Source organism: Acidiluteibacter sp. (genome assembly GCF_055129545.1).
In genome coordinates this window covers 136,153-148,236 of record NZ_JBSRUB010000014.1, presented here as the reverse complement: position 1 = coordinate 148,236, position 12,084 = coordinate 136,153, and the positions used below count along the sequence as shown (strand labels likewise).

At 36.4% G+C, this 12,084-nt stretch carries 8 protein-coding genes and 1 tRNA gene; 5 read left to right on the top strand and 4 right to left on the bottom strand.

Annotation, left to right across the window (positions count from 1 at the left end; genetic code table 11):
- Positions 1-354 precede the first annotated feature (354 nt).
- A complete protein-coding gene (locus ACTB0X_RS09505) occupies positions 355-1,512 on the top strand; it encodes a methionine aminotransferase (RefSeq protein WP_463024776.1) in 1,158 nt (385 codons plus the stop codon).
- On the top strand, positions 1,512-2,321 hold the full coding sequence (locus ACTB0X_RS09500) for an amidohydrolase (protein WP_463024775.1): 810 nt from the start codon (positions 1,512-1,514) through the stop codon (positions 2,319-2,321). The genes ACTB0X_RS09505 and ACTB0X_RS09500 overlap by 1 nt, the downstream gene beginning before the upstream one ends.
- On the opposite strand, the gene pth is transcribed toward ACTB0X_RS09500, so the two are convergent.
- Genes pth through ACTB0X_RS09485 form a run of 3 tightly spaced genes read right to left on the bottom strand, consistent with a single transcriptional unit; the run spans position 2,308 to position 4,488 of the window.
- Positions 2,308-2,871, bottom strand: coding sequence for an aminoacyl-tRNA hydrolase (pth, locus tag ACTB0X_RS09495; protein ID WP_463024774.1), 564 nt, complete (start codon positions 2,869-2,871; stop codon positions 2,308-2,310). The genes ACTB0X_RS09500 and pth overlap by 14 nt on opposite strands.
- Before the next feature lie 18 nt (positions 2,872-2,889).
- Positions 2,890-3,519 carry a 50S ribosomal protein L25 gene (locus tag ACTB0X_RS09490; protein ID WP_463024773.1) on the bottom strand — a complete coding sequence of 210 codons (630 nt, stop codon included), beginning with the start codon at positions 3,517-3,519 and terminating at the stop codon, positions 2,890-2,892.
- 36 nt (positions 3,520-3,555) lie between these two features.
- Positions 3,556-4,488 (bottom strand): ribose-phosphate pyrophosphokinase, encoded by a 933-nt coding sequence (locus ACTB0X_RS09485; RefSeq protein WP_463024772.1) that lies wholly within the window; start codon positions 4,486-4,488, stop codon positions 3,556-3,558.
- A gap of 165 nt (positions 4,489-4,653) precedes the next feature.
- On the opposite strand from ACTB0X_RS09485, the gene ACTB0X_RS09480 reads away from it, so the two are divergent.
- Positions 4,654-4,735 (top strand) — tRNA-Leu (locus ACTB0X_RS09480).
- Between the two features lie 87 nt (positions 4,736-4,822).
- Positions 4,823-5,428 carry a trimeric intracellular cation channel family protein gene (locus ACTB0X_RS09475; RefSeq protein WP_463024771.1) on the top strand — a complete coding sequence of 202 codons (606 nt, stop codon included), beginning with the start codon at positions 4,823-4,825 and terminating at the stop codon, positions 5,426-5,428.
- A gap of 7 nt (positions 5,429-5,435) precedes the next feature.
- Here ACTB0X_RS09475 and ACTB0X_RS09470 read toward each other — a convergent pair whose 3' ends face one another.
- The gene (locus ACTB0X_RS09470) at positions 5,436-5,870 is read right to left on the bottom strand and encodes a response regulator (protein ID WP_463024770.1); all 435 of its coding nucleotides are present in this window, start codon (positions 5,868-5,870) and stop codon (positions 5,436-5,438) included.
- A gap of 119 nt (positions 5,871-5,989) precedes the next feature.
- Between ACTB0X_RS09470 and ACTB0X_RS09465 the strand changes: the two genes are divergently transcribed.
- Complete coding sequence (locus ACTB0X_RS09465; protein WP_463024769.1) at positions 5,990-12,055, top strand: alpha-2-macroglobulin family protein; 6,066 nt, start codon at positions 5,990-5,992, stop codon at positions 12,053-12,055.
- Positions 12,056-12,084: the final 29 nt, after the last annotated feature.

Here is a 12,084-nt window from a genome sequence, read left to right as displayed (position 1 = left end):
ATTTAGAGCCTCATTCCATTTATGGAGTGAGGCTTTTTTTATAGTAATGGAAGGGGATTAATTTTAAACATAAGTCCCATTATTTTGATCACTATAGGGACATTTACTTCATTTTACTTATTCTGATGGTATTTGGCATTCATACTTTAAGGTTATCTCTAATTTTATCGATGCTTGTTTGTGAATGAGAAAGCAATTTCAAATAAAAAATTGGCTTTAGATAAGGTCTTCATTTAAAATAGAATTGTTATAAATTAAAAATTACAATCTTGGGTTTTGCATACAAGTTTTATCTATCATTGAGCATAAACCCAAATGGATTATTCATAATTTCGTAAGCTAGTTTTAATCATTATGCCGCATTTAAAAAGTTCGATTCATTCCAAGTTACCCAAGGTTGGTTTGACAATTTTCAGTAGGATGTCACAATTGGCAAATGAGCACAATGCCATTAATTTGTCACAAGGTTTTCCTGATTTTAATTGTCATCCAAGACTAATTGAGTTGGTACATCAGAGTATGCTAAATGGACAAAACCAATATGCTCCAATGGCCGGTGTAATGAGTTTACGAGAAAAAATCGCCGAAAAAACGGAAGCACTTTATACGACTAAGTATGATCCTGAAACTGAAATCACCATTACTTCGGGTGCTACTCAGGCTATTTATACGGCCATCGCTTCTATCATAAACGAGGGCGATGAGGTATTGATTTTCACTCCAGCGTATGATTGTTATGAGCCGGCTGTAGAGCTAAATGGTGGTCGATCTGTTTTTATTCAATTGAATGGACCGGAGTATAAAATTGATTGGGATCATGTTAGAAAGATGATCAATCAACGAACCAAAATGGTTATTATCAATACCCCTCACAACCCAACCGGAACAATCTTTTCCATGCAGGATATGCAGAAGTTGGAAAAAATGTTGAATGGTACAGATATCATCGTGCTATCCGACGAGGTGTATGAACATATATTATTTGATGGATACGAGCACCAAAGTGTAGCACGTTTTCCGAAACTAGCAGATCGTAGTTTTATTATTTCTTCATTTGGTAAAACATACCACACCACTGGGTGGAAAATTGGGTATTGTTTAGCGCCAAAAGAATTGATGACTGAGTTTAGAAAAGCACATCAATACACGGTCTTTTCTGTGAATACTCCCATGCAATATGCATTAGCTGAGTTTATGAATGATGTGGAACAATATGCTACTTTGGGTCAGTTTTATCAAGGGAAAAGAGATTTCTTTTTAGACTCAATAAAGGATAGTCGATTTAAATTTCACCCTGCTGCAGGAACTTACTTCCAGTCCTTATCATACGCTGATATCAGTGAAGAGAAGGATACCGATTTTGCGATTAGATTGACGAAAGAATTTGGAGTTGCCTCCATTCCTTTAAGCGTGTTTTACAACATTAATAACGACGAGAAAATGCTGCGATTTTGTTTTGCCAAGTCTGATGAAACATTAGCCCGAGCAGCTGAAATCTTAAATAAAATATAATGGAAACATTATCAGTTTCATATTTGCAGTTAGACTTGGTTTGGGAAAATGCTGATGCCAACCTAGCACAGATTGAAATTGAATTGGCCAAATTAGATACTAAGATAGACTTGTTAGTTTTACCTGAAATGTTCAATTCAGGGTTTTCCATGAATTCGTCTAAATTGGCGCAGTCAATGGGAGGGGTAGTTGTTGAGGCATTAAAAAGCTGGGCAAAACAATACAATTTTGCAGTCGTTGGGAGCTTTATATGCGAAGAACAAGGTCAATATTTCAATCGATTATTGTTTGTACATCCTGATGGGAAAATAGAAAAATACGACAAACGCCATTTGTTTCGAATGGCGAATGAAACCGAATCCTTTTCACCTGGAACAGACCGACTAATTGTAACTTATAAAGGATGGAAAATAATGCCTTTGGTTTGTTATGATTTACGATTTCCTGTCTGGAGTAAAAATCAATTTAAAGTTGAGAATGAAAAGGTAATTTCAGAATATGATTTAATGATTTATGTCGCTAATTGGCCTGCTGCAAGGGTTGGAGCTTGGGACAAATTATTATTGGCTAGAGCAATTGAAAATCAAGCCTACGTTGTTGGTGTAAACCGAACTGGGTTTGATGGTAACAACATAGAATACAATGGACATTCTACCGTAATAGATGCGAAGGGAGAATACCTGAACGAGCCATTTGAAAGTGTTGGAATACAAACGGTACTTTTAAGAAAAGATAATTTGGAAGAATTTAGAGCTAAATTCCCTGTTGGAATGGATGCAGATTCTTTTCAGATTTCTACTTTCCGTTAAAATCGGACATTACGCGCTGAACGGCTGTAGTAGTGAAAGCCAAAATCATTTTTACAGTTTGATCCAATCGTTCTGGTAGATCCAGTTGTTGATCTTTTGACCATTCGCCCAATACATATTGAACTTGTTGTCCTCTACCAAAATCATTGCCCACTCCAAATCGGATCCGACAATATTCTTGAGTGTTTAGAGTCTGGTTAATGCTTTTTAATCCATTATGCCCTCCATCACTACCTTTTGGCTTTAATCGAAGTACGCCAAAATCCAAAGCAATGTCGTCTGTAATGATGAGCACATTACTCAAAGGAATATTCTCCTCTTGCATCCAATAGTTCACCGACTTTCCACTTAGGTTCATGTAAGTGGAAGGCTTCAATAGAATTAGTGTTCGGCCTTTGTGTTTGATCTCAGTTACATCGCCTAAACGGCTAGTAACAAAAGAAGCATTGGACGCACTTGCTAGTGCATCCAATGCTTTGAATCCAATGTTGTGACGAGTATTTTCATACTCTGCCCCAATATTTCCAAGACCTACAATGAGGTATTTCATTGTAAGAAAATTTTATAATTATTCAGCTGCAGCTTCAGTAGCCTCAGCAGTTGCTTCAGCACCTTCTTCACCCTCTTCTTCTTCTTCGTCGTCAACAACGGCAACTCTAGAAGTTTTAACAGCAACTACTACTGCGTTTGGAGTATCTAAAAATTCAACGCCATCCATTTTGATGTCTTGAACTTTAATAGATTGACCAATTTTAAGCTTAGTAATGTCAACTACTACTACATCTGGCATGTCAGCAGGAAGTGCTTTAGAAACTAATTTTCTTAATTTATCACTTCTCTTACCACCATTTTTAATTCCGATAGAGCTACCTGTTACTCTTACAGGAATTCCCATTGTAATAGGCTTGTCTTCGAATACTTCGTAAAAGTCGATGTGAATTGGTTTATCACTTACTGGGTGAAATTGCACGTCTCTGATGACAGCTTTCACTTTTTTACCATCAATACCAAGTTCTACAATGTGAACCTCAGGAGTATTGATTAATTTACCAAATGCAATTTCCTCAACCGTTAAATGGATGTTTTCTTCTCCACCATAAAGAACAGCAGGAACATTTCCTCCCTTTCTTAATTGATTCAATGCGCTTTTATTTCTTATGCTATCTCTTACAGAAGCTTGTAACGCTACAGATTTCATTTTTCTACTTATTTACAAAAACGTTTATACTACTTTTTAAAAAATAAAATACCCGCTTATAGATTCGTAATTGTGAACTTTATAGATCACTTTTGCGAATAAATCAGAAACGGATAATACTTTTATTTTTTTGCTTTCATGCTTTAGTGGAATGGTATCGGTAACGATTAATTCCGTAAGCTTTGAATTTTCTATTCTATTATATGCATCACCTGATAAAATGGCGTGGGTACAAAAAGCTCTGACACTTGTTGCTCCTTTTTCCATCATAATATCAGCTGCTTTTGTCAAGGTACCTGCGGTATCGATCATGTCGTCGACTAACAACACGTCTTTTCCTTCCACATCACCAATCAAAAACATTTGTTCAATCTTGTTGGCCTCTTTTCGTTGCTTATAACAAACCACAACTTCAGTTTGAAGATGTTTTGCATAAGCATACGCTCTTTTAGAACCTCCCATATCTGGCGATGCCATGATAAGGTTTGGTAGGTTCAAGCTTTTAATAAAAGGAATTGAAATCGCTGAGGCAAATAAATGATCAACAGGTACTTCAAAAAATCCTTGAATTTGATCCGCATGTAAATCCATCGTCATCACTCTTGTTACACCTGCTGCAGTCAGCATGTTTGCAACTAATTTTGATCCGATTGGAACACGTGGAGAATCTTTTCTGTCTTGACGAGCAAAACCAAAATAAGGAATAACCGCAACAATTCTTCTTGCTGAAGCACGCTTTGCAGCATCCACCATCAACAATAATTCAAATAAATTATCGGTAGGGGGAACAGTGCTTTGTACGATAAAAACGTCGGCTCCACGAACAGATTCTTCCAATGATGGCTGAAACTCCCCGTCACTAAAAGTGCTGATAGAAGCCTTACCTAAATCAATCCCATAATTCTGAGCGATTTTTAGGGCTAAGGTTTTTGTAGCAGCACCTGAAAAAATTTTAACTTTTGACGACATTTTTATTTTCCTTCTATTTTGAGCGTATTTGAGGGGTGCAAATTTATCAAATTAATTAACGCATCACAAAAAATACATGATTGTTTATAAACTTTTTTTGAAAAATGTTTTCAGAATCAAAAGTAATGAATAATTTCGCACCCTGTTTGAGTCATATCTCATCTTGCCCGGATGGCGGAATTGGTAGACGCGCTGGTCTCAAACACCTGTGCCTTCGGGCGTGCCGGTTCGACTCCGGCTCCGGGTACGAAAAAGCTCCTTGACAGTCTGTTGAGGAGCTTTTTTATTTTATCTTGTTTTAATTTTCCAATTTATTCAACTATAAAGTAACTCTATGAATCAAATTCTCCTTTCTCTAGACCTTATTGGAACATTTGTATTTGCAATTAGTGGTGTTATTTCTGCATCTAAAAACAAATTGGATTTATTTGGTGCACTTTTTTTGGGGTTTATTACGGCCGTTGGTGGTGGAACAATAAGAGACCTTTTATTGGGAGCAACTCCAGTTAGCTGGATAAGAGATACGTATTATTTGTTTATCATAATTTTAGCTGTCGCTGTAACCTACTTATTTAAAAAGCAAGTTTTTAAATTGCGAAAAACACTTTTCTTCTTTGATACCGTTGGAATAGGTGTTTTTACGATTTTAGGATTACAAAAGGCATTGATTCTGGATGTTAGTCCTATTGTGGCAGTAATTATGGGAACTTTTTCGGCGGTATTAGGTGGGGTGATTAGAGATATTTTAGTAAACGATATTCCTCTTATTTTTAGAAACGAAATTTACGCGACAGCTTGTATTATTGGAGCATCACTATTCCTGCTGTTGGAAAAGTTTAATGTTTCTTTTGAAGTGAATGCCGTTTCAACTATTTTGTTAATTATTGTAATCCGACTACTTTCAGTAAAATACAAGATAGGATTGCCAAAAATTGGCTGATCTAAAATTAAATTGCAAAACGAGCATTTGAGCCCCAATAATCTTTAATACTTCTTATGGTCTCTACCAAATCACTGTATAAATGTGGTTTTGTAAAATAGGTATTACTCCCAATTTGGTAGGCTTTTTCAATGTCTGTTTTAATATTGGAAGTGGTAAATATTAAAACTGGTATGTGCTTTAGCATCTCATCATTTTGAATTTCAGTTAGCGTTTCCCAACCATTTTTACGTGGCATATTTAAATCCAATAAAATCAATGTAGGTTGATTTGGTTTTTTCTTTTTGAGAAATTGAAGAAGCTCTTCTCCGTCATTAAAATATTGATGATCTCCACACCAGTCATTTTCTTCAATCGCATTTTGCATCAACAACTGATCATCTAAATCATCGTCTGTGATTAACAAGCAAATTTGGTTGGTAGTATTATTATTTCTTAGCATAAAGAATGTCAAAAATTTATTGAGTAGGCATTCCAAAGTTACTTTATTGCTCCAATAAAAATGTTAAACAGATCTTAATATTGGAACTATCTTTGATAAGACATTGAAAAAATACAATTATGCGCTTAAAAAGTTTGATTTTATTGGGGTTGGTTTTGTCACTTACCGGATTGGTTGCTTGGACCAATTCTAAACCAGAGCAAAAAGATTTAATTGTCTATAAGTCCATTGATGACTATAAAAAGGAGTGGGTTGAAGTCGATTCTTTATTGATGGTGGGGCTAGATAAAACTGCTGCCCAAAAAGTAGAGCAAATCTTAAACAAAGCTGAAAAAGCTCAAAACTACAATCAAATTTATAAGGCAACTTTATACATCGCGAGGTTGAGTAATTCGTTTACCGAAGAAAGTTTAGAGAAAACAATCATCAACTTAGAACAAAAAATAAATCAATACAGTTATCCGCTTTCAGCTATCTTTCACTCTACTTTAGGAACGATTTATCAGAATTACTATCAACAGAACAGTTGGAAATTTAATCAACGTACAGAAATTCAAGGGGAGCCAACTGATGATATTAAAACGTGGGACTTAAAAACGATTGTAAAACGGATGCAATTTCATTTTGATGCATCACTAGAAGAAAGTGAAAAGCTAAAACGAACGCCCATTAACTATTTTGAGCCAATCCTAATAGATCATAGAAATGGGTTATCAGAGGAGGAAGAAATTCAGCGCTATTTGTATGATTTATTGGTCAAACGAGCCATTGACTTTTACAGCTCTGGTCAAGCAAGCTTACCTGATCCGATAGATGTATTTACCATTGATGATTCCAGTGTATTTGCATACAATCAGCAATTTATAGAAATTGTCTTTCAAACGACAGACACCTTTTCAAATGAATGGAAAGCGCTTCAATTGTATCAAAGTTGGACTGCCTTTTTATTAGAGGAAGATAATTTAACGGCTTTGACTGATGCAACCATTAAACGATTGCAGTTTGCAAAATCCTATTACCAAGGTGAAGAAAAGGAAGTATTGTATTATCAGTCAATTCAGCAGTTGCATAAACAATTAAACGGTCATCCTTCTTCTGCACGAACAGCTTATGAAATCGCAAATTACTGGAAGGAAACTTATGATACGGACACCTCTTCAATTCATAAGTATAAATTGAAAGAGGCAGCTGTACTTTGTGAAGAGTACATTAAATCATATCCCAAGACCTATGGCAGTTATCAATGTAAGTTGCTATTAAATCAATTGAATTGGCCATCTCATGAACTAGAGATGGAAGCTGCAATATTGCCAAATACACCTATTTTATTCAATGCTACTTGGCGGAATATTTCTACCATGCATTATCGAATTGTGGTTTCTCCATTTGGAAGAAAAGTGGAGAACATGAACTACAATGAGCAAAAGAGAAAGTTGTTGGCTTCAAAAATGGTGAATAGTTGGACGACTAACTTTTCAGGACAAGAAGACTTGAGACAGCACACTACAGAGTTTGCTCAAAAAGGATTGCCAACTGGTCATTACTACATTATTTCTTCCACTAAGGCCGATTTTTCAGAAATGGAAACCATTTCTATTGCAGAAATGTGGGTGTCAGAGATGAGTTTTATCCAACAGAATAATGCAAAAGGTGCATTGGAAGTTTATGTTTTAAGCCGCAAGAATGGACATCCAATTGGAGGTGTTGATTTGGAAGTGTATCAAGATAGAAATTATACTTCAAACGCAAAGAAGATTGGGAATTATAAAACAGATGACAATGGATTTGTAACAATTGGTAATACATACAATAGAAGCGTTTCTATTGTATTTAAGAATGGGAGCGATAGTTTATATTCTCAAAGTTTCTATAGTTATAATAACCGCAGTACTGTAGAAAAAGATTGGGCTACTCAAGTCAACTTTTTTACAGATCGAGCGATTTACAGACCTGGACAAACGGTCTACTTTAAGGGGATTGCAGTTGATTCTAAAGGGAAAGAATTCAAATTAAATACCAACTATTCAAGCACGGTGGAGTTGATGGATGTCAACTATAAAAAGGTAGCCGAATTAAAAGTGAAAGCGAATCAATATGGTTCGTTTAGCGGTTCTTTTCAATTGCCTTTAGGCGGATTAACTGGATACTATCAATTGAAGACAAGTTTTGGACAACATGGATTTTCAGTGGAAGAATACAAACGTCCGCAGTTTGAAGTGAAGTTTGACCCTGTGAAAGGGAGTTTTAAATTAAATGATTCCATTACCGCAACTGGAAAAGCGATAGCTTATTCAGGTGCTAACCTTACAAATGCTGAAGTGAATTATAGGATTGTTAGAAGAGAGATAGTTCCTTATTATTATGGATACGGATGGAGGCGATTTCCACCTTCCAATAGAAATGAGGCAGAAATTGCGAATGGGAAAGTGAGTACAAATGCTGCTGGAGATTTTGAGGTGAAATTTTTAGCGAAGGCGCCAACGAATAGTAACTCCACTTTTACCTACGAAATAGTGGCAGATGTAACCGATCTAAATGGAGAAACACAGAGTGCCAACACTTCAGTAAGTATTAGTAAGCAAGCGTTTCAATTGGAAGTGGATTTGCAAGAAGAAATACAAAGCGAGGAATTTAAATCAATACAATTTACCACCAAAAACTTTTCAGGAGAATCGATTAAAGCATCGGTGAAGTATACCATTGAACGACTGAAATTAACTGATCGAGTTTACAAGCAACGGTATTGGAAAATGCCTGAGCAAAGTCAACTAAGCGAGGCAGAGTTTAGAAAGCAGTTTCCAAACTTCGCTTATCGTGAAAATGAAATTGATCCTAGTTTGTTGGGAATAGAAAAACGAGTAGTAGAAGCAAAGGGTTCATCCAATGAAATCCTTCAATTGCCATCAGAATTGGCGAGTGGAACCTATAAATTAAACATCATAGCTACAGACGAGAATGGCGACGAAATAAAGCAGGAGCGGTATTTTACGATTTTTAGTGTGAAAGATAAATGCCCAATAGTAGCATCTGTTTTTTGGGTGAAGCAACTGACCAATAAAGCAGAGGTAGGCAATAAGGCTCAATTTGTAATTGGCTCTAGAGCGACTGATGCAAAAGTGCTATATGAAGTAGTGTTGGGAGATAAAGTGATCAAAAAAGAGTGGATTACTTTGAAAAAGGAGCAGAGACTGATTGAAATTGATGTGAAAGAAGAATTTCGAGGAGGTTTTCGGGTAAATCTTTTGATGGGTTATGATAACCGTTCATTCAATCAATCGATGCAATTTTCTGTGCCTTTCAGCAACAAACAGTTGAACGTAAAGTTGAGCACCTTCAGAAATGTAACCGAACCAGGAAATAAAGAGGCTTGGTCGCTTACTGTAACTGATGTGGATGAAAAGTCGGTGCAAGCGGAAGTGTTGGCTTCCATGTATGATCAAAGTTTGGATGTATTTCAAGCCAACAGTTGGAACTTTTTCCCTTATCAAAACAATTATAACCGTTCATCTTGGCAATTTGATCAGTACTACCGGAATGTTTCTTTGACTAATTATTACCAATTAGAAAAAAATGGAACCACTCCTTCTTTGATTTATAAAGGTTTGAACTTCTTTGGTTTTGATGTATATAGATTGATGTACAGTAGAATTTCTGCGGTTAGTTATGATATTGGGATAACAGGTAGCAAGAGTGAGAGTACACCTGATGCTTTAATGAGTTCATCAAATTTAGCCGTTACAAAAGAGGAAATCAAATCAATGGCGGTGAGATCTCCAATGGAACAGGATGAGGCAACTATTGAAGAGGTGGTTAAAGAAAATACTTCCTCCGCTTCAGTAAACACTCCTTCCATCCGATCCGATTTCCGGGAAACGGCTTTCTTTTATCCACATTTGGAAACGAATGAAGACGGTACTGTTGATTTTACTTTTACCATGCCTGATGCATTGACCCGCTATAAATTCATGGCAATGGCACATACCACCGATTTAAAAATTGGAACTGCACTAGAAGAAATTGTGGCTCAGAAAGAGTTGATGGTAATGCCAAATCCTCCGCGTTTTTTTAGAGAAGGAGATACGTTGATATTTTTAACGAAGGTGGCCAATATTAGTGATAAAGTGCAAGAAGTAGCTGCGAATATTTCCTTTTATGATGCTTTAACCATGAAGCCGATTAATTTATTGGCGAACGATAAAGCGAATAAAATGATAACTATTTCTTCAAAAGGAAATGAAGTAGTGAGTTGGCAAATAGCCATCCCGAAAGGGTTGCAAGCAATCACCTATAAAATTATCGGCGAAAGCAAAACGCACAGTGATGGCGAAGAGCGAACGATTCCTGTATTGACCAACCGAATGCTAGTGACTGAAACATTGCCGTTGCCAATGAATGGAAAAGGAAGCAAGCAGTTTGCATTTGATAAATTGGTGAATAATACATCAACCACTTTAACCAATGAGCGATTTACAATAGAATATACTTCCAATCCAGCTTGGTATGCGATTCAGGCTTTGCCCTATTTAATGGAATATCCTTACGAATGTGCAGAGCAAACATTTAGTCGATTGTATGCGAATACCATCGCGACACATATTGCGAATTCAGATCCAAAAATTAAACGTGTTTTTGAAATTTGGAGACAGTATCAGCCGGAAGCATTGCTATCGAATTTGGAGAAAAATCAAGAGTTGAAAGCATTGGTCATACAAGAAACACCTTGGTTGAGAAATGCAACAGATGAGAGTGAACGCAAACGACGATTGGGTGAGTTATTCCAATTGGATAAGATGGAAAGAGAGCTGGACCGTTCAATAAAGCAACTGCAGCAGATGCAATATTCTTCAGGTGCATGGCCGTGGTTTGATGGCGGAAGAGAGAATCGATACATCACACAATACATTGTAAGTGGTTTTGGCCATTTGAAGCAGTTGGGCATGATTGACCTCGATAAGAATTCGGAGTTGAGCCAAATGTTAGATAAAGCAATAACTTATCTCGATGCTCAATTAAAAAAGGATTATGATGAACTCATCAACCACAAAGCTGACTTGAGTAAAAAACACATTTCCTCTTTTCAGATTCAATATTTCTATGCTCGAAGCTTTTTTATTGAGAAAGAAATTTCATCGACTAATAAAGTCGCATTCGACTATTATTATAAGCAATCGAAGCAGTATTGGTTGGATTATAGTTTGCAGTTGAGAGGAATGATTGCCCTTTCTTCTTATCGCTATAAAGATGTAGAAGCTGCCAAAAAGATAATGAAAGCTGCAAAGGACATTGCCATTTACAACGATGAAATGGGAATGTATTGGAATGACAATCGAAGAGGGTATTATTGGAATCAAGCGCCTATAGAAACTCAAGCGTTGATGATAGAGGCTTTTGATGAGGTGTTAGATGATCAGGCTTCCGTAGAATTATTAAAAATATGGTTATTAAAACAAAAGCAAACTCAAGATTGGAAAACGACCAAAGCTACAGCTGATGCTTGTTATGCTTTGTTGTTAAAAGGAACTGATGTATTGACAATGGAAAATACAGTGAGTTTGATTGTTGGTGATCAGCAATTGGATCCAGCTAATGATGCATCATTAAAAACAGAAGCTGGTACAGGTTACTTCAAGAAATCATGGAGTGGAGGAGATGTGTCTCCAAAAATGGGAAACATTACCGTTAAAAAAACGAACGAAGGTGTGGCTTGGGGTGCAGCTTATTGGCAGTATTTCGAAGATTTGGATAAGATTACGTTTGCAGAAACACCTTTAAAATTGAAGAAGGAGTTATTTGTTGAAGTTAGAACCAATTCAGGCAAACAACTCAAAAAGATAACTGCAGCCGAGCCAATTAAAATTGGTGATAAAGTAATCGTACGATTGGAGTTGCGTTCCGATAGAGATTTAGAATTTGTGCATTTGAAAGATATGCGAGCTTCGGGCTTTGAGCCAATAAATGTAATGTCAAGTTATAAATACCAAGATGGATTGGGTTATTACGAAAGCACGAAAGATGCAGCTACTAACTTCTTTATCTCCTATTTGAGTCAAGGGACGTATGTTTTTGAATATGAATTAAGAGCCAATATTTCTGGGCAATTTTCTAATGGGATCACTCAAGTGCAATGCATGTATGCGCCTGAATTTACTGCACACAGTAATGGAGTTCGGGTAACGATTAAATAGTGCTGTTGGTTGATATGGTTGCAAATGAT